Source organism: Candidatus Thermoplasmatota archaeon (assembly GCA_035540375.1).
Taxonomy (GTDB): Archaea; Thermoplasmatota; SW-10-69-26; order JACQPN01; family JAJPHT01; genus DATLGO01.
The window spans coordinates 1-18502 of sequence record DATLGO010000039.1; the positions used below are offsets into that span (position 1 = coordinate 1).

14 protein-coding genes and 2 tRNA genes are annotated in these 18502 nt (G+C 70.8%); 5 read left to right on the forward strand and 11 right to left on the reverse strand.

Going from position 1 to position 18502, the window contains the following annotated elements; all coding sequences use genetic code 11:
- Nucleotides 1-177 precede the first annotated feature (177 nt).
- Both VM889_04430 and VM889_04435 read left to right on the forward strand, forming a co-directional pair.
- Nucleotides 178-326: transfer RNA gene (locus VM889_04430), tRNA-Tyr, on the forward strand.
- Between the two features lie 88 nt (nucleotides 327-414).
- Entirely contained in the window at nucleotides 415-1857 is a 1443-nt protein-coding gene (locus VM889_04435; GenBank protein ID HVL47785.1) for a hypothetical protein, read from the forward strand.
- Here the strand turns inward: VM889_04435 and VM889_04440 are convergent.
- Nucleotides 1854-2543: an HAD family hydrolase gene (locus tag VM889_04440; protein HVL47786.1), complete on the reverse strand. Its 690-nt coding sequence runs from the start codon at nucleotides 2541-2543 to the stop codon at nucleotides 1854-1856. The two genes, VM889_04435 and VM889_04440, sit on opposite strands and share 4 nt — an antisense overlap.
- Nucleotides 2543-3934: a glycosyltransferase family 4 protein gene (locus VM889_04445; protein HVL47787.1), complete on the reverse strand. Its 1392-nt coding sequence runs from the start codon at nucleotides 3932-3934 to the stop codon at nucleotides 2543-2545. Before VM889_04445 ends, VM889_04440 begins: the two co-directional genes overlap by 1 nt.
- 113 nt (nucleotides 3935-4047) lie before the next feature.
- Here VM889_04445 and VM889_04450 point away from each other — a divergent pair, with 113 nt between their 5' ends.
- Both VM889_04450 and VM889_04455 read left to right on the forward strand, forming a co-directional pair.
- Nucleotides 4048-5892 carry a glycoside hydrolase family 15 protein gene (locus VM889_04450; protein HVL47788.1) on the forward strand — a complete coding sequence of 615 codons (1845 nt, stop codon included), beginning with the start codon at nucleotides 4048-4050 and terminating at the stop codon, nucleotides 5890-5892.
- Complete coding sequence (locus VM889_04455; GenBank protein HVL47789.1) at nucleotides 5889-6197, forward strand: hypothetical protein; 309 nt, start codon at nucleotides 5889-5891, stop codon at nucleotides 6195-6197. Before VM889_04450 ends, VM889_04455 begins: the two co-directional genes overlap by 4 nt.
- Nucleotides 6198-6267: 70 nt before the next feature.
- Here VM889_04455 and VM889_04460 read toward each other — a convergent pair whose 3' ends face one another.
- Both VM889_04460 and VM889_04465 read right to left on the reverse strand, forming a co-directional pair.
- Entirely contained in the window at nucleotides 6268-7182 is a 915-nt protein-coding gene (locus VM889_04460; protein ID HVL47790.1) for a hypothetical protein, read from the reverse strand.
- 345 nt (nucleotides 7183-7527) lie between these two features.
- On the reverse strand, nucleotides 7528-7776 hold the full coding sequence (locus VM889_04465; GenBank protein HVL47791.1) for a hypothetical protein: 249 nt from the start codon (nucleotides 7774-7776) through the stop codon (nucleotides 7528-7530).
- Between the two features lie 211 nt (nucleotides 7777-7987).
- On the opposite strand from VM889_04465, the gene VM889_04470 reads away from it, so the two are divergent.
- The gene (locus tag VM889_04470) at nucleotides 7988-8377 is read left to right on the forward strand and encodes an SCP2 sterol-binding domain-containing protein (protein ID HVL47792.1); all 390 of its coding nucleotides are present in this window, start codon (nucleotides 7988-7990) and stop codon (nucleotides 8375-8377) included.
- An 80-nt stretch (nucleotides 8378-8457) separates the two neighbouring features.
- On the opposite strand, the gene VM889_04475 is transcribed toward VM889_04470, so the two are convergent.
- The 7 genes from VM889_04475 to VM889_04505 form a co-directional block, all read right to left on the reverse strand.
- A tRNA-Glu gene (locus VM889_04475) sits at nucleotides 8458-8532 on the reverse strand.
- 265 nt (nucleotides 8533-8797) lie between these two features.
- Nucleotides 8798-9319: a hypothetical protein gene (locus tag VM889_04480; protein HVL47793.1), complete on the reverse strand. Its 522-nt coding sequence runs from the start codon at nucleotides 9317-9319 to the stop codon at nucleotides 8798-8800.
- A 39-nt stretch (nucleotides 9320-9358) separates the two neighbouring features.
- Nucleotides 9359-10735, reverse strand: coding sequence for a cytochrome P450 (locus VM889_04485; protein ID HVL47794.1), 1377 nt, complete (start codon nucleotides 10733-10735; stop codon nucleotides 9359-9361).
- Complete coding sequence (locus tag VM889_04490) at nucleotides 10720-12603, reverse strand: hypothetical protein (GenBank protein ID HVL47795.1); 1884 nt, start codon at nucleotides 12601-12603, stop codon at nucleotides 10720-10722. Before VM889_04490 ends, VM889_04485 begins: the two co-directional genes overlap by 16 nt.
- Before the next feature lie 61 nt (nucleotides 12604-12664).
- Complete coding sequence (locus VM889_04495; GenBank protein ID HVL47796.1) at nucleotides 12665-14548, reverse strand: hypothetical protein; 1884 nt, start codon at nucleotides 14546-14548, stop codon at nucleotides 12665-12667.
- A 65-nt stretch (nucleotides 14549-14613) separates the two neighbouring features.
- On the reverse strand, nucleotides 14614-16479 hold the full coding sequence (locus tag VM889_04500; GenBank protein HVL47797.1) for a hypothetical protein: 1866 nt from the start codon (nucleotides 16477-16479) through the stop codon (nucleotides 14614-14616).
- Between the two features lie 68 nt (nucleotides 16480-16547).
- A complete protein-coding gene (locus VM889_04505) occupies nucleotides 16548-18413 on the reverse strand; it encodes a hypothetical protein (protein HVL47798.1) in 1866 nt (621 codons plus the stop codon).
- Nucleotides 18414-18502: the final 89 nt, after the last annotated feature.

The following is an 18502-nucleotide window of genomic DNA, read 5'->3' on the forward strand; positions in this document are numbered from 1 at the left end:
CTCGGGCAGGCGCCTCGGACCCTCCGTGTCCGGGGGAGGCCCCGGGCGTCGATCGCGCGCAGACCGGCCCCGGTCGCCGGGAATCCTTCTATCTATTGGGCCCGCGCCGCGACCCCGCCAACACAACGCCTATATAGCGCACCGTTCATGTCGCGTCGCCCCCCAGGGCAAGGTTTCCCCGCCTTAACTCAGCCTGGCTAGAGTGCCTGACTGTAGAAGGACCGCCCCCGCGACTCAACGTCGCGGCGGCATCGCACTCTCCGCGAGCCCTTCCTCGCTGTCTTGCAGACATCAGGAAGTCCCCGGTTCAAATCCGGGAGGCGGGACTCTCATCGCCCATCGAGGGCGCGATTTCCCTCTGCCACTCCGCGTCTCCGGAAGGCTATAAGTCGATGACCGGCGGGAGCGGCCCGCATGGTCGAGGCGTTCGCGGTCGGGGCGTGCGCGGATCTGGGGCTTTTCGATCCGGGGGCGAAGGATCACGGCGTCGGCCGCTTCGCGAAGACGAGCGCTCGCGTCGTGGATTGGCTCGTCCTCATGGAGGACCGGCAGCCGGATTTCTTCCACGGCTGGCGCGGGTACGATCCCGCCGCCGAGGTGCCGCTCAACCGGCACGGACCGCGAAGCGACCGGTGGACGGAACGCGACCTCAAGGGTCTCGTCGCGAGCCTCAAGGCCGAAGGGATCCGGCCCTACCTCGGATACTGGATCCACGAATGCCGCTGGGTGGACGAGGAGGAGCCGGGCCTGCTCATGCGCGACGCGCGGGGCGAGACCTGGCAGAACCTCGCGCTGAGGAACGCCGACTTCAACCCCTTGAAGCGGCTGAAGGACGGCCGACCCTACGCCGCGTTCGCGGCGGACCGCTGGCGCGGCCTTGCGGCGGCCTTCGGCTTCGACGGCCTCTTCCTCGGCGACGGAGCCATGGGCTTCCGCCAGCACGGCCACGACCTGCGCGGCCTCACGACGTTCGACTATTCGGACGCATGGCTCGCCGAATTCGCGGCGAGCGCGAACGCGGTTCCGCACGAAGGATGCCTTCTCGGCGACGAACGCGCGAGCGTCCCGGACCGCGCGCGCGACGTGCAGACGCGGCACTGGCGCGAATGGATCGCGTTCAACGTGCGTCGCTGGACCGACTTCTACGGTGAGATGGCGGCGGCGGTGCACGCGACGGGCGGCCGGCTTGCGGCCTACAACGTGATGAACTACGACCCCGCGATGGCGCTCGTGCATGGCATCGACTACCGCGCGCTTGCCGGAGCGGGGCTCGATCACCTCGTGTTCCAGTCTTATGACTACGCCTGGGGACCGAACGGCCCGTTCGGATTCCTCAACATGACGCGGAAGGATCTCGCGACGAACGCGCGCGCGTTCCTCGCGACCCGCGCGGCGCTCGGGCACCAGACGAAAACGCGGCTGTCCTACACGACGGAGACGAGCGACTCGGTCGAGCATTGGGCGGCCCCGATCGCCCACACGATCGGCGAGGTCCACGCGATGGGCGGCGCCCGCAGCTTCGACGGGACGCGGTGGCGGCCCGCCGCGGACGAGACGTTCGTTGTCTGGGCGAACGACGTTCCGGAGGCTCACTGGCGGGCGCTCGCCCGCGCGTGGCGCGAAAGCGTCCGCGGCGCGGAACCGGAAGGCCCCGTCCTCGTCTGGCGCGAGCGCGATCACGAAGCCCTCGTCGACGAGGCCCCGATCCTCGCGGACGTCGAGGCGCTCTACGCGCCGCTCGACCGGCTCCCGACGCTCGAGGGCGAGGACGCCGCGGCGGTGCCGGGCGGGATCGTCCTCGAGCGGGACGTCGCGAAGCTCGCCCCCCGTCTCCGGGCCGGCGCGCGACGCGGTTAGGACCGGGACGCCGCCCAGGCCGCGAGGACTTCCGCGACGCCCTTGCCGCCCTCGCCGCGGGTGACGTGCTCCGCGGCGGCGGCGAGCTCGGGGACCGCGTTCGCGACCGCGATGCCCACGGCCGCCGTTTCGAGAAGGCTCACGTCGTTCTCTCCGTCGCCGATCGCGAACACCTCGGACGGATCGATCTTGAGGAGGTCGAGCGCCCGGAGGAGCCCTCGCGCCTTCCCGACGCCGGGCGGGAGCGCCATCAAACTCTCGCGGTTCCGCTCGAACGTCGCTTCGATCCCTCCCTCGGCGGCCGCGGCGCGGGCGGCCTGCTCGTGCTCGGCGTCGAGGCTTCCCATGGAAGCGTGCCACCGCACCTCGATGCCCGCCGCCGCAAGCGCCTCGCGGAGGCCTGCGGGCGTGGGCTCGATCTCCACGCTTCCGCCGGGCGCGCTCACGACGGCGCCGTTCTCCGCGACGAACGCGCTCGCGGCCCTGCCGAGGGCGTGCTCGAGGAACGCGAGGTCGCGCCCCGACACCACGATGATCGCAAGGCCCTTCTTGCGGGCCTCGACCAGGGCCTCGACGGTCGCGGGCCAGAGGACGAGCGCCGGGTCCGTGAGGGTCCGGTCGTAATCGACGGCGAGCGCGCGCATCGGCGCGAGGGCCGCCGCGAGGCCGCCCGTTTTCGCGGGCATCAGCTCACCCGTGGGACCACCTCCCGCGAGCGGTCGAGGGCGCGCGCGAGGGCGCGCGAGCCTTCGTCGACGGTGACCGCGGACGTTGTCGCGAGGCCGCCACGTCCGAGCGCGTCGGCAAGCGACGCGTCCGCGAATATCTCGCACACGACGTCCGCGAGCGCATCGGCGTTTGCGGGGTCGACGACGAAGCCGTTCGACCCGTCGCGGACGAGCTCCGCGATCCCCGCCCCGGCGGAGACGACGACGGGCTTGCCGTAGAGCCAGGCCTCGACGACGGCGAGGCCGAACCCTTCCCGGAGGCTCGGAAGCGCCGCGACGTCCGCGCGGCCGTAGGCGGCCGGGATGTCGCGGGTCGCGACGTGGCCCGTGAATGTGACGCGGGACCGGACGCCGAGCGCGTCGGCGAGGGCCTCGAGGTGCGCGCGCCACTTCTGGCCCTTGGACAGCCCGAGCCCGCCCTTCGTGCTCGACGAGAACGAGCCGTTGCCGACGAGCACGAGCCGGGCGCGGGGCTCCCGCGCGAGGATCGCCGGCATGGCCTTCACGAGCCTGTCCTGGCCTTTCATGGGGTCCATGCGGGCGACCGCGAGAAGGACGCGGTCGGACGGCGCGATGCCGAAACGGGCCGAGAACTCCTCCACCTCCTTGGGCGACGGCTCGGGATAGCCCGCGGGGTCGAGGAACGGATACACGCGCGCGATGCGACCTGCGTAGCCCGAGGCCGCGAGCACACGGGCGTACCGGTCGGTGCTCACGACGACGGAGGCGTAGGGCGAGAGGTGGCCCGCGAAGAAGCGTCGCCACGTCTCGGGGATCTCCTCCGTGAACGGCGTGTGCAGATGGAAGACGGAGGGCGCATCGTCGAGGGCCCCGCCGACGAGCATCTGCTGGAAGTCGTTGACGTAATGAAGCCCGAACGGGTCCTCTCGACCCCGTCGCGCGATCGCGGCGGCGCTCGCGCCGTTGTACGCGACGAAACCCTCCCAATCGTTCGCGCGCGGACCCGCGAACACCGCGGGGTCCGGGGGGGCCTCGGGGAGACCGTTCAGGACCTGCCACAGCGATTCCTTGGCGCGCGCGTAGCGGCGGCGCACGACCTCGGGGACCTCGATGAAGCGCAGGATCACGCCCCGGTGCGCGAGCGCCGGCGAAGGCGCCGCCGCCATCGAGAACCATTCCGGATCGCGGGCGACGCCCTCGTCGACCCACCGCTCGAGGAGCGGCAGAAGCATGCGCGTCACGCCGCCCGCGGTGAATCGGTACTGCTCGCCGCGGCGGAGACGGTCGAGGGGGAGGACGCCGTCGCGCGAGACGCCCGCGACGTCGCCGCGGAGGCGGACGAGCGGCGTCTGGGTATTGACGGCGAGATGACCCAGCTTGTTCGGCATCGAGCGGCGGTAACGCCGTCGATGCACATACGTTTGCCCCCGATCCTCGATCACGCTACGCGCAACTCTTTTCACACATGGGCGCCGTTCGCGAGGACACGAGGTTCCCAAGCTTGGAGAAACGCGCCGTCGCCGCACTTGACCATTACAAGTCCTTGAGCGAATACGGCGCCATCGGGGACTGCCGGAGCCTCGCCCTCGTCGGCGCCGACGGGTCGATCGACTGGTGGTGCGCGCCACGCTTCGACTCGCCCGCCATCTTCGCCGCGATCCTCGACCGTCACCGGGGCGGGCGCTTCCGCGTCGGACCGCAAGGGCCGTTCCACTCCGTCGTGAAGTACGTGCCTGGAACGAATGTCCTTTCGACGACGTTCCGCAGCGGCAAGGGCGCGCTCGAGGTCACAGACCTCATGCCGTTCCGCGGCCCGTCCCGGCTCGTGCGCATCGCGGAGGTGACGCAGGGCGAGGTCGATCTCGAGGTCGTCTACGCGCCGCGCCCCTTCTACGCGGAGGTCGTTCCGCGCATGGCCGTGAACGACGAGGGCGCGGTCGCCATGGCGCAGGGCTGCACGGTCGCGCTCCGCTCCACGCATCGCCTTGTTCGCGAGGGAACGGACGCCACGATGCGGATCCGGCTCGTCGAGGGCGAGGCGGCGGCCTTCGAGGTCCGCTTCCACGCGTTCGAACGGCGCGCGGGACGCGGACCGCTCACGCTCGACGAGGCCCGGCGCATGCGCGACGATACCGTCGAGCGATGGCAGAGCTGGTCCTCGCGGCGACGCTACCGCGGCCCCTACGAGCGCGAGGTCGAACGCAGCGCGCTCGTTCTCAAGATGCTCACGTACGAGCCGACCGGCGCGATGGTCGCGGCGGGCACGACGTCCATCCCGGAACGGGTGGGGGGCGTGCGCAACTGGGATTACCGCTTCGCGTGGGTGCGCGACGCGACGCTCGGCGTGCACGCGCTCCACGCGACGGGACACGCAGACGAGGCGGGTCAATACGTGCGATGGCTCGTGCGCGTCCTCGAGGCGACGAACGGGGAGCTGCGCGTGCTCTACGGCATCCGCGGCGAAACCGAGGTCCCGGAGCGGATCCTGCCGCACCTCGAAGGTTGGCGGCGCAGCGCGCCCGTGCGCATCGGAAACGCCGCGGCCGAGCAGCATCAGCTCGACATGTACGGAGAGCTCTTCATCGGCGCGCACGCGCTGCGGCGGCTCGGCAACACCACCGAGGAGCAGCATTGGCCCGTGTTCCGGCGTCTTGCCGATTGGGTCGCGGACCATTGGCGCGAGCCCGATTCGGGCATCTGGGAGATGCGCAGCGCGCCCAAGCATTTCGTCCTCTCGAAGGCGATGGCGTGGGCCGCCCTCGACCGCGCCGTGAAGGCCGCGCGCGAGGAGGGGCTCGACGGGGACGTCGCGCGATGGGAGCGGGAAGCGGCGGCGTGCCGCGCCGAGGCGCTCGAGCGCGGCTACGACGAGAAGCTTCGCGCCTTCTCGCAGGCGTACGAGGCGCCGGTGCTCGACGCCTCGAATCTCCTCCTGCCGCTCATCGGCTTCATTGACGCGCGCGACCCCCGCATGGCCTCCACGATCGACCGCGTGCTCGAGACCCTCACGGTGAACGGTCTCGTGTACCGCTACATCGAGGACACGGACGACGGCCTGCCCGGCCGCGAGGCGACCTTCGCGTACTGCACGTTCTGGCTTGTGGAGAACCTCGCGCTCCTCGGCCGGGTCGACGAGGCCCGCCGCATCTTCGACGGGATCCTCGCCCGCGCGAACCCGCTCGGGCTCTTCGCGGAGGAGGTCGATCCGCTCACGGGTGAGCTTCTCGGCAACTTTCCGCAGGCCTTTCCGCACATCGGACTCATCAACGCCGCGCTGAGGCTCGACGCGGCGTCGAGGAACGAACCACAAGCCCCAATCCCCACGGCCCGCGAGGCCGGGCGGTGAGGGACCCCGGCGCAAGCGCGGAGGCCGGACGGACGACGAGCCTGGACCGCGGACGCGGTCTCGCGGCGCTTGCGGCCGCGCTCGAGGGGCTCGACGGCCTCGCGTTCCCCGCGACCAAGGAGGCCATCCTCGCCTCGGCGGGCGCGGTGGAGGTCGTGGTGGGCCGCGGCGTGACGCTCACGCTCGCGTCGCTTCTCGAAAACCTGAATCCCGAGGTCTACTCCTCGCCCGCGCACGTCCGCGAGGCCGTCGCGCTGAGCTGGAACGACTTCGCCGACGTGCACCCGCCGGAAGGCGGCGGTTGACCGGAGCCCCGGCTCACGCAAGCGGGGATGAAAGAGAAGAGAGGGCCCCTTGCGGGGCCCGGTCCCGGCTTCAGGCGAGGACCATCACGGACGCGGCCGTGTTGTCGCGGAAGCACTGCCCCTTCACGTAGGACTGGTAGGTGCAGTCGTTCCTCGAGTCCGGGTTCGGCTCGCACGAGTTCGTCGGGTCGTTCGTCTCGCCGACGCCCTGACCCGTGGTGATGCCCGCGGTGTGGACGGCGCCCGCGAGCCAGTTGCCGCAGACTTCCTTGCGGAAGACCCGGTTGTCCATCTCGTCGTCGACGTTGATGGGCCCCACGCCGGCGACGGCCGGCGTCGTGAGGTCCTTGAAGATCTGGTCCGAGTTGTCGCGCAGGTACACGCTCGCCGTGCCCTGGCCGCCGCCCTGGGCGTTCGCCGAGCCGCAGTTCGGGTGGCCCGGGACGACCGCCTGGTCGCCGTTGCCGAAGACCGCGACCTCGCCGACGCCGAAGATGCTCACGCCGAGGAAGACCGCGCCGTGGTTGAGACAGCCCACCGTGCTGCCCTTGCCCGTCGCGCGGACGTGCACGGCTTCGCTCGCCGCGCCCTGCGTCAGGAGCTTGCCCGCCCCGCGCTCGCCGTCGAAGGGCGTGTGCGGGTGGCACCCGTACCGCGAGCTGATGGCGAACGAGGTGACGTCCCCGCCCGAAGCGAGGGGGCGGGCGTTGTCGGGCGTGCATTCGTTGCCCGTGTAATCCTGGCCGTCCCAGTGCTCGCCTTCGCAGGCGCGGGCGCCGGTTTCGCGGCCGGTCACCGGCGTGTTCTGGTAGGTGGGGGCGTCGTGGATGCGGTCGTCCTTGCGCGTGTTGCCGTACTCGTCGACGTATTCCTCATACTGTCCACGGCGGCAGTCGGCGTCCGTTCCGTAGGCGATCGCCGTGCCCGCGAACGCTCCGGCAAGGAGCGCGCTGGTCACGAGGATCACGAGTGTTCGAGGGGTCATTCTGGGTCAACCTCCCTGGGTGACACAGGGTTGCGCCCTTATCAAGACTCGGTCACCCACCCGGGGGACTTTGAACGGACGCCGGATGCCTCACCGGACGGGGCGCGGGGTCCGGGGCGGCGGAGCGCGCGGCCCCGTCACGGGCAATGTTCCGGATCGGCGAGAAACGGCCGCGTGGAAGCGGAGGAAGCGGGGCCAAGGGGGCGCGAAGCGGCCCCCTGGCGCACGAAGTCGCACGGAAACCCGTAGCGAGCGCGAAGCGCGAGCGGGGGGTTTTCCGTGCGACGGAGTGCGCTCGGCGCCGAAGGGCGCAGCGAGCGAAGCGAGCGGAGCCCGTAGGCGCCGCTAGTTGAACATCCGGCGCAGCCAGTCGAAGCGCTGCGGGGAGGCCGCGGCGTTCGGGTCCTTCTTGACGTACGGCATCCCGGTCTTCGCGCTGATCTCGACGCGGTAGCCGCGCGGGAGCGACGTGGGGTTGCCGCTCTTCGGCTGGCCCTTCGCGAAGAAGTAGATCCGCTGCGTTCCGTTCCCGTTCTTCAGGACGACGTCCCTCTGGTGGAGCGTCCATCCGGCGTGGGTGTAAGGCATAGGCATCCCGGGACGTCTTACGGAGGGGTTCGCCATCACGCTGCCGCTTTGCTCGCGATCGGCAGGGTTTTACGGGGCGAACACGCGCGAAACCCCGCGATTCGCGGGGTTTCCCCCGGAGACGCCCCGGGTCGCACAAAGGACGCCCCGGCGTTTGACGGGATTTCACCCCGGTCCGCAGGGAAGGCTGAAACGGTCCGGCCGCGATGCGTCGGCCATGGCCACGCCCTACTTCACGAAGGCGTACTTCGACGCGCTCGCGACGACGCTGAACGCGGACGCGGAGTTCCAGGCGAAGACTGCGAACCTGAAGGCGAACCTGCTCATGGTCGCGAGGGACAAGGGCGAGAAGGGCGCGGCGTTCCTCCTCGCGGTCGACCACGGGAAGGCCGCGATCACGGAGGCGACGCCCGAGACGAGCGCGGAGTTCGCCTTCATCGGCGACTACGCGACGTGGGTGAGGAACCACCAGGGCGAGGCGCCGCTCGAGAAGCTCGTGATGACGGGGAAGATGAAGTTCAAGGGCTCCATCCCGAAGATCATGCAGATGCGCAACCAGCTCGGCGTCATCGACACGACGGCCCGGCGCGTGCCCGCGGCGTACTGATGCCCGGCGGCGTAAGGCGCGCATGAAAACGGCGAGGGCACCGACCGGCATGGCCTCGCCTGGCTCGGACGCTTGAGAAGTGCTCCCGTGGGGATTTGAACCCCAGGCGAAGCCTCGAGAGGGCTTCATGTTTGGCCGGACTACACTACGGGAGCGTCGGGAAGACCCCCGGCCGGGTCGTGCGCTCGGATACCGCTTCCCCCACTTCAAGGTTCCGGGGGCCGCGCGGCCCCCGTTGTTCGCGGGCGCGTCGTCGCGGCATCGGCGCGTCGATGCGTCGCGGATCGCCGCGGCCCGCGCTTCGCGCCGGGGCCGTCACGATCGGCCGCCTTCGAGGCGAGGCCATCGCTGCGAGACCGCGACGCGCGCGCGAGCGCGCCTCGCCGCACGCCCGCGCAGCCCGGCCCCGCGTCCGCGCCGTCAGCGGGCGACGAGGTGCATCGTCCCCGCGAACGTGAGGACGTTCCCGTCGATGACGGGGGGCGCCGTGAAGCGCACGGCGAAGGCGTGCGGTCCGGCCGAGAGCACGAAGGCGTCTCCGTCCGCCGCGAGCGCGGCGCTATCGTCGAGGACGACCTCGACGGGTCCGGGCTGGATCGGGTTGGGCGGAAGCCCGATCTTCATCTCGCCCACGGCGGAGTCCGTGAAGTGGAGGAGCGGCGCGCGGATGGGCGAGGGGGGCAGGATGCGGAAGGAGGCCCCGGCCACGTGGTAGCCGGCGGCGTCGCTCGGATACGCGACGCTCGCGAAGAGCGGCGTGCCGGCGAAGGCGACCTGGTGGAGACGCAGGGGGCTTTGGCTGAACCCGAACGCGTAGGAGTCGCTCACGACCGACATGCCCGAGTCGCCCGGCTCGACGCGGATCGGGGGCGGGCTCGGTTGGGCGTAGGCGACGGGCAGGATCACGGCGAGGCTCACGAGCACCATCACGGGAAGACGCATCGCCCCGGAACCCCGTTTCCGGGGAATATCGGTTCCGGATCAATCGATGGACCGCGCCGCCACCCGCATCGGGAGCCCGCCCTTGGGCCTCAGCGAGACGCCCGGCTTGAGCCGGGGCGCGGCCGCGTCCGCGGGGCGCTCGAAGCGCAGGCGCTGGGCGAGCGTGGCGAGCGCGACGACGCCGGCCGTCCACGCGTAGCCTTCGCCGACGCACACGCGCGGACCGCCGCCGAACGGGAAGTACGCGAAGCGCGGGCGCTCGGGCGCGGGCGCGAGGAAGCGCGCGGGGTCGAACGCGAGGGCGTCGTCGCCCCACCATCGCGGGTCGCGGTGCACGAGCCACTGGCTCACCGCGACCGTCGCTCCGCGGGGGACGGCGTAGCCGCCGATCGCGTGGTCCTCGAGGGCTTCGCGCCCGAGGATCCAGACGGGCGGCATGAGGCGCATGGACTCGGAGAGAACGGCCCGCGTCCACGGGAGCGCGCGCGTCTCCGCGGCCGTGGGCGCGCGGCCGCCGAGCGCGTCCACCTCGGCGTGGAGGCGCGATTCCGCTTCCGCGTTCGCGGCGAGCTGCCACCACGTCCACGCGAGGGCGCGGGCCGTCGTCTCGGCGCCCGCGAGCAGGAGCGTCACGACCTCGTCGCGCACCTCCGTGTCGTCGAAGCCGGGTCCCCCCGCTTCGTCGGTCGCGGTGAGGAGGAGATCGAGGAGGTCCGACGGCGATCGGCCCGCGGCGAGCGCGGCGCGGCGCGCCGCCACCATGGATCGGACCGCGCGATCGAGCCGGCGTCGCGCGAGGCGGAACCGCACGATGGGCGGGAACGGAATCCATTCGACGACGTCGGGGAACGGGAGGAACGCGAACTCGAAGACCTCGACGACGCGGTTCAGGGCTTCGAGGATCTCCGCCGCGTCGCCCTCGTCCATCTCGAGGCCGAACAGCGTGCGCGCGACGCTCCTCAGCGCGAGGCGCGTCATCTCGCGGTCGACGTCCACGACGGTCCCGTCCGCGAAGCGCCCGTCGCGCGCGGCCCCCGCCTCCTGGGCGAGGAACGGGACGAGATCCGCGACGCGCGCGTGGTTGAACACGGGCGCGATCATCCGCTTGTGGCGGCGGTGCTTCGCGCCCTCGCTCGTGACGAGGCCTTCGCCGAGCACCTTGCCCGCGGCCGCGATGGACCCGCTTTTCGCGTAGCGGGTCGCGTGCGTCGCGAGCACGTCGCGCACGTCGTCCGGGTGCGACACGAGAACGACGCGCGTCTTGAGGAGGTCGAACGCGACGACGTCCCCGTGCTCGCGCTTGAGGCGCTCGAGCGTCCCGAGCCGATCGCGGGCGAGCGCGACGAGGGTCCGCGCGACCGCTCGCGGCGGGCCGGGCGGCGGCCGAGGCGCGGGCTCCGTCACGGTTCCCGCCACGGCGCGATCACGTCGCAGTCCTGGACCGTCTCGGCGTGCGTCTCGCCGGTGTGCTCGTATTCGAGGACGAGGGGCTCGGAGCACATCGTGAAGCCGGGCGACCCCGTCGGGAACCAGAGCGGGTAGAACAGGCTCAGGTGGCCATCCGGATTGTTCATCGCGGGCAGGATCCATCCCGCGCCGGCCGATGCCGATTCGCGCGCGCTGCGGCCGAGACGGATGTGGATGGGCTTCGCGCTGTCGGCGCTGACCGTGGGACAGATGACGAGGCGGATGATGCCGCCATAGTCGGGCGGGTAACCGCAATCTTCAGGCGACTGCGCGGTCGCGTCGCCCGGCCACTCGCCTGAGGGCAGGTAGTACACGCCGACGGGCCCCCACGTGTCGTGCGGGGTCAGCGTCACGTTCAGGTACTCCTCGTGAAGGGGGGGCACGAGCGGCAGGAACTCGCCGTTGGAGCGGTAATAGTCGAACGGGTGCGGACGCGAGCCGCCTTCGTAGGGATCGGTGCGGTTCGCGACGGGGCCGACGAAGCCGTCGAGGGTGAAGTCGCGCCACAGCCCCAGCCACGCTTCGGGCGCGAAGTACCCGTTCGGGGGAATCGTCGGACGGCCGTCGGGGTCGGCGCCGAGCGGCATCTGCATCGACGGCGTCCAGGCGAGGGGGACGAAGCCGTAGCCCGCGTGGAGCCGCGTCATCGGCAGGAGGTCGATCCATGCGCGGTGGCGCGCCTGGAAATCGGCGAGGCGGCCCTCGGCCGTGTTGAGGCTTCCGGGCTCCGTCTCGGGAATGTGGCGCGCGAAGAGCGCGCCCTGCGTCGGGCCGAGGACCGTGTCGAGCGGCGTGCCGCCCGCCGCGACAGGGCCGGGGATGCAAGCGTTCGGGCACAATCCCCACGAGGGGCTCGCATACTCGTTCATCACGGGCCCCGCGTTCGTTTCGTAGAGGGCCGCGACGGGCCCCGGCGCGATCGCGCCGTAGACGTCGATGTCGATGCGGGAGCGTGTCGAGGGCGAGAACGGGAAGCGTCCATCGGACGAGGGCGCGAGGATGGCGTCGGAGACCGTCGTCACGCGGTAGGTGCGGAGGAGCGAGCCGTCCACCCAGATGACGGCCGTCGTGAGGCTGATGTCGTCCTCGCCGTCCGTCTGCGTGTAGAGGACCGGGCTCGAAGCGAGGAGCGCGTTGCTCAGAACGTATCGGATGTCGGGCTCGTCGGGGCCCGGCCGCATCATGCCGTCGTAGCTCGGATGCGTGCCGGGCTCGACGTAGGAGACGAGGCGCGATCCGTCCTTGGGAACGAACTCGTTGTTCGGACCGGGTCGCACGTAGTATTCCTCGTCGGTCGCGGTGTCGTCGACGTGGATGAAGTCGTCGAGATCGGCGTTGTTCCACCAGCCGAAGGCGGCGACGAAGCGGCCCGCGCCGGGCAGGATGATGTCGGGCAGCTCGCCGTTCGACGAGCGTGCGGTGTTCGCTCCCGCGAACCAGCTCTGGAGGGGCCCCGCGCAGATGAGAATGCGCGGGTCCGCCGCGCAGGCGACCGCCGCGTTCGGGTTTTCCGCGTAGTAGAGCGTCGAGTCGACGCCGTTCGCGGCGAAGTGCTGGACGTAGAAGTCGTCGAGGACGAGGATGCCCGCACTCGGGTGGGCCTCGCCGGTCGGCTCGAGCGGGCACGCGTCGGTGGGCGCGGCCCGGAGGGCCTCGGCGACGCAGTTCGATTGGCCCTCGTGGTCGAGGGCGAGGCGATTCGCCTCGTCGGCGTCGGCGCGCGCGTAGAACTCCGACTCGCCGGTGCAACCGGCAAGGACGTACGCTGCGAGGGCGGTCGCCGCGAAGACGAGCGCGAAGCGACGACGTGGGTCCATGAGCCTCTCCGCTTCCTTAGCTTGTCGTCCGGGTCTTAACCGTTGGCCCGCTTCTTCGCCGTCACGCCTCGGCATAGGGCGCGATGTAGTCGCAGTCGCGCACGGTCTCCTCGCGGGCCTCGCCGCCGATCGTGTACTTCACCCGCACCTCGACGGTGCACATCGTGAAGCCCGGCGATCCGGTCGGGAACCAGATCGGTTGCCACATGCCGTAGTGCCCTTCGGGAGTCGGCATGACGGGCACGATCCACGCGGCGCCGGCCGAGGGGGAAGCCTGTGCGAGGTTGTTGTCGAGCACGAGGAGGATCGGCTTCGTGCTTCCGGCGCTCACGGTGGGGCAGAACACGAGGCGCGCCGAGTACGCCTGGGACGGATAGCCGCAGTCTGCCGCCGTCCTCGCCGTCGCGTCGCCGGGCGTGGCGCCGGTCAGATAGTAGACGCCCACGGGCCCCCAGTCGGTGTCCGGCGTGAGGGTGACGTGGAGCTCGGCGTCCTTGAGCTTGGGGTCGACGGGGTAGAACTCTCCCCGCGATTGCAGGAAGTCGTTCGGCTGGGGCCGCGACCCGCCCTCGTAGGGATCGGACGGGTCCTTCACACGACCCACGAAACCGTCGCCCGAGTGGTCCTTCCAGATTCCGATCCAGGCATAGGGCGCGAAGAAGCCGCCGGGCGGGATCGTGGGATCGTCGCTTCCGGGCTTCGCGCTGAGCGGGACCTGCATGAGCGGCGACCAGGCGAGCGCCACGAACGACGGTCCCACCACGAGGCGCGTGGCCGGGATGACGTCGAGGAACGCGCGGTAGTCCTCCTCGTACTCCGTCTGCCGACCCGCCGCCGTGTTGCCGCTTCCCTCCCGCGTCTCGGGGAGGTGACGCGCATAGACGGATCCCTGCGCGGGGCCGAGAAGCGGCGCGAGCGCGGTCCCGCCGACCGCGACGGGCCCCGGCGCGCACGCGTTCGGGCAGGATCCGTACGAGGGACTCGCCACTTCGTCCATCATCGGACCGGCAAGGGCGCCGTAGGCCTCCGAGATCGGACCGGGCGCAAGGCCGAGGTAGCGGTCCACGTCGACGCGCGACTGCGCCGTCCGCGTGAAGGGGAGCGTGCCGTCGGGGGACGGCGCGAAGTGGGCTTCCGCGACGGTCGTCACGGTGATCGTGCGGAGGACGGACCCGTCGAGCCAGAGGATCGCGGCCGTGTTCGACGCGTCGCCGTCTCCGTCCTTCTGCTGGTAGACGACCGGCGTCGAGGCCTGCGTGGTCGCGAGCGGGGCGTAATGGATGTCCGGCTCGAGCGTCGAGGGTCGCGCCATGCCGTCGTAGCTCGGGTGCGTGCCGGGCTCGATGTAGGAGACGACGGTGGCCGCGGGCTTGAGGACCCATTCGTTGTTCGGTCCGGTCGTGACGGCGTTGTTCTTGCCGAGGCCCGTGTCGTCGACGTGGATGTACGCGTCGTTGTCCACGTTGTTCCACCAGCCGTAGGCGGCGTGGAACTGCCCCGCGCCGGGCAGGATGACGTCCGGCAGGAGGCCGCGGCTTGCGCGCGCCGTGTTCGACCCGGACAGGAGCGTCGTGGTCGGGCCCGTGCAGCGCAGGCGCTGGACGTCCACCGCGCACGCGATCCCTTTGTCCGGATTGTCCGCATAGTAGGCGAGCGAGTCGAGACCGCTCGGGCCGAGCGGCTGGATGTAGAAGTCGTCGAGGACGCGGACGCCCTGCGTGGGCACGGGCTTCCCCGTGTCCTCGAGGGGGCACGCCGCCGTCGGCATCGAGCCGAAGGCCTCCGCGAAGCAGTTCGTCTGGCCGCGGTTATCGAGATCGATCCGGCCGGGCTCGTCGACCTCCGTGGCGGCGTAGAAGTCGGCCTCGCCGGTGCACCCCGCCACGAGGTAGGCGGCGACCGCCGTCGAGACGAACACGAGCGCGAAGCGGAGCCTGGGATGCATGGGGGTCTCCGAGCGGGCAGGCGACGGGCCGGCTTTTAACCATATCCCCGACCGTTCGGCGGCGATCATGCGCTCACCCATGGCGCGACGTAGTCGCAATCGCGGACGGTCTCGGTGACGGCCACCTCGCCGATTGCGTAGGTGAGCGGGACGTCCATCGTGCACACGGTGAAGCCCGGCGAACCGGTCGGGAACCAGATCGCCTGGTGCGTCCCGTAGTGGCCGAACGGGCTCTCGATCGCTGGCGTCGAGGAGGCGCCAGGGTGGGCCGAGTACTGTCCCGCGGGACGCAGGAAAGTCGTGAACGGTTGCGCGCTCCCCCCGTTCACCTGGAGACAGATGCTCGCCGTGCCCGGAAGGCAGCCCGCGGTCGTGGGCGGGATGGGATCGCCCATGCGGTCCGGATAGAACGAGTACACGCCGACCGGACCCCAGTCGGTGTCGGGCGTGAACGTGAGGATGAGCACGTTGTCCTTGTTCAGCTTGGGCTCGAGTCCGTAGAACTCGCCCTCGGACCGGTAGTAGTCGTCCGGCATCGGTCGCGAACCGCCTTCGTAGGGGTCCGCGGGGTTCGCCACGCGTCCGACGCGCCCGTCGCGCGAGAGGTCCCGGAAGATGCCGATCCACGCCTCGGGCGAGATGGACCCGCCGGGCGGGATCGTGGGCCGGCCTTCGGGGTCGGCGCCGAGCGGCTGCTGCATGGACCAACCCCAGGCGCCGAGGTTCTGGTAGGAGACCGTCGTGCGCGTCATCTGGATGACGTCGATCCAACCGTGGAACTGGTCCTCGAAATCGGTCTGGCGACCGGCGGCCGTGCCGAGACTCGCCGGATGCGTCTCGCTCTCGTGGCGGCCGAACGCGAAGCCTTGGAGCGCGCCGACCTCCGCAAGCGCCGTGCCGCCCGTCGGAACGGGACCCGGGATGCAGGCGTTCGGGCAAGTCCCGAAGCTGGGGCTTGCGAACTCGTCCATGAAGGGACCGAAGAGCGCGCTGTAAAGGGTCGTCACGGGACCGGGCGCGACGGCGCTGTAATCGTCGATGTCCACGAGGGACGTGGTCCGGGGCGTGAACGGGAGACCGTCGGGCGACGCCGCGAAGATGGGGTCGGTGACGGTGAACACGCGGATGGAGCGCAGGAGGGAGCCGTCGATCCACACGATGCCCGTGAGGCGGTCCCCGTCGCCGCCCGCGTTCTTCTGCTGGTAGACGACGGCCGTGCTCGCATGGTACGTCGTGAGCGGCGCGTAGTGGACGTCGGGCTCGGTCGCGGCGGGGCGGCGCGGATTGTCGTAGGTCGGGTGCGTGCCGGGCGTCACGTACGAGACCATCGTCGCGCCGGGCTTCAGGATCCATTCATTCTTCGGGCCGGGCACGACCCGGGCCCCCTCGAGCCCCGTGTCGTCCACGGTGATGAAATCGTCGCCGTCGAGATTGTCCCACCACCCGTAGGCCGAGTGGAACTGTCCGACGCCGGGAAGGATCATGTCGGGGAGCGCGCCGCGCGAGGCGCGCGCGGAGTTCGATCCGGCGATGAGCGAAGTGTATGGACCGGAGCAGCCCGAGAGCGCCTGCCCCTGACCCGTCGCGCGGAGCTCCGCGCAGCGGATCGCGGTCGCGGGATCGGTCGCATACTGGAGGCTCGTGTCGACGCCGGAGGGTCCCATGATCTGGACGTAGAAGTTGTCCAGGACCAGGATGCCTTCGACGGGTCGCTTCGCCCCCGTCGGGACGCGGGGGCATTCCGGCGTCCCGGCAGCGAGGAGGCCGGCCTCCATGCAGTTGAACTGGCCGAGGGCCGCGAGCGCGCTGCGCCCGCTCTCGTCCACGTCCGCCCGCGCGTAGAAGTCCGACTCGCTCGTGCACCCCGCCACGAGGTAGGCGGCGACCGCCGTCGAGACGAACACGAGCGCGAAGCGGAGCCTGGGATGCATGGGGGTCTCGCCCCCGAGTTCCCGAGGCGGATTTTAAGGATTCCCCCACCTGGTCGGGTTGTGACGGCTCACGCCGGCAACCACGGGGCGTAGTGGTCGCAGTCGCGCACCGCGTCGCGCACGAGGCTGCCGCCCTCGGCCCACTCCGTGACCAGCACGTCCGTGCACACGGTAAAGCCGGGCGACCCGGCCGGGAAAACGACGCTCGTGAGCGGACTGTAGTGACCCTTCGGGTTCGGCATGGTCGAAACGAACCATCCGCCGCCGCCCGAAGGAGAGACGCCGGTGAGGACGAGCTCGAACGACTTCGTGCTACCGGAGGTGACGCCGAAGCAGAACACGGCGCCATTCACCATGCAGTCGCTGGGCGACTCGGCGAAGGGGTCGTTCGGCATGCTCGAGTAGTAATGGTAGACGCCGCCGGGACCCCAGTCGGTATCGGGCGTGAACGTGAGCGTCACGTAGGCGCGGCCTTCGGGAAGCTTGGGCTCGACGCCGAAGAACTCGCCGCGCGAATCGTAGTAGTTGTCGGGGTTCGGACGGGACCCTCCCTCGTAGGGATCGCTCGCGTCGACGAGGCCGATGCGGCCGTCCTGAGAGCGGTCGTTCCACACGCCGACCCAGGCTTCGGGCGCGAAGAAGGTCCCCGGCGGAAGGGTGGGCTCGGGCTCGCCGGCGCCGGATCGGCTGAGCGGTACCGGCAGCGTGGGCGTCCAGGCCACGGGAATGAACCACCCGGCGTACGTCGCGCGCATTGCGGGGATGACGTCGACCCAGCCGCGGTAGCCTTCCTGGAAGTCCTGGAGACGGCCTTCGGCCGAGTTGCCGCTCCCGAGGCGGGTTTCAGGCAGGTTCGGGGCCCACACGAGGCCCTGCGCGAGACCGCCGGGGCCGCTTGCCGGCGTGCCGCCGAGCGGCACGGGGCCGGGGACGCACGCGTTCGGGCAGAGGCCCCAGCTGGGGCTCGCATAGCGATCCATCGCGGGCCCCGCGACGCTTGCGAAGAGGGCGCTGACGGGACCGGGCGCAAGGGCGCCGTACACGTCGATGTCGACGAGCGACGAGGCCGTCGTCGTGTACGGGCGTCCGTTGGGCGCGGGCGTGAAGAGGGGATCCGTGACCGTGGTGACGGTGAGGGTCCGGAGAAGGGAGCCGTCGAACCAGATCGTGGCCGCCGCGGGCTGGCCGGCGTACGTCCCCGCGCTTTTCTGTTCGTACAGGTAGGCCGTCCGCATCGTCGCGAAATCCTGCATCACGTAGGTGATGTCGGGCTCGATGTCGCCGGGCCGCATCAGGTTGTCCCAGCTCGGCCGGGATCCGGGCTCGACGTACGAAACGAGGTTGCCGTCGGGTTTGCGCACGAACTCGTTCGCGGGCCCCGCCGTGACCGCGCCGGAGGGCGTGCGGCCGGTGTCGTCGACGCGGACGCTCTCGTCGCCGTTCGTGTTGTTGAACCACCCGTAGGCGGCCATGAAGCGGCCGGCGCCGGGAAGGATGATGTCCGGGAGGAGGCCGCGCGAGGCGCGGGCCGTGTTCATGCCCGAAATGAGGTTGTTCGTCGGACCCGAGCACGAGGTCGGCTGGTTGGACCAGCATCGGTATCCTTCGACGAGCGCGCCCTCCGAGAGGCTCGAGGGGGAGGCGGGTCCGCCGGGTTGGATGTAGAAGTCGTCGAGCACGAGGATGCCGCGCGCGGGATGGGGGGCGCCCGTCGCGACGCCCGGGCAGTCTGAAGTCTCCTGCTGGGCTAGGGCCTCGACCATGCAGTTGCGTTGACCCTGGTTTTCGAGACCCGTTCGGCCGGGCTCCGACGCTTCCGTCGCGGCGTAGAAATCGCCCGATCCCGTGGTGCAGCCGGCCACAAGATACGCAGCGAGGGCCGTCGCGGCGAAGACGAACGCCGATCGGAGCCTGGGGTGCAAGAGCCTCTCCATGGGGGAAGCTCCCGACGCTCCTTTTAAGAGTTCCCGTACGTGGTCGGCCCAGCGCTGTCCCAGGCAGCGTTCACCGCCAGTTCAGCGCG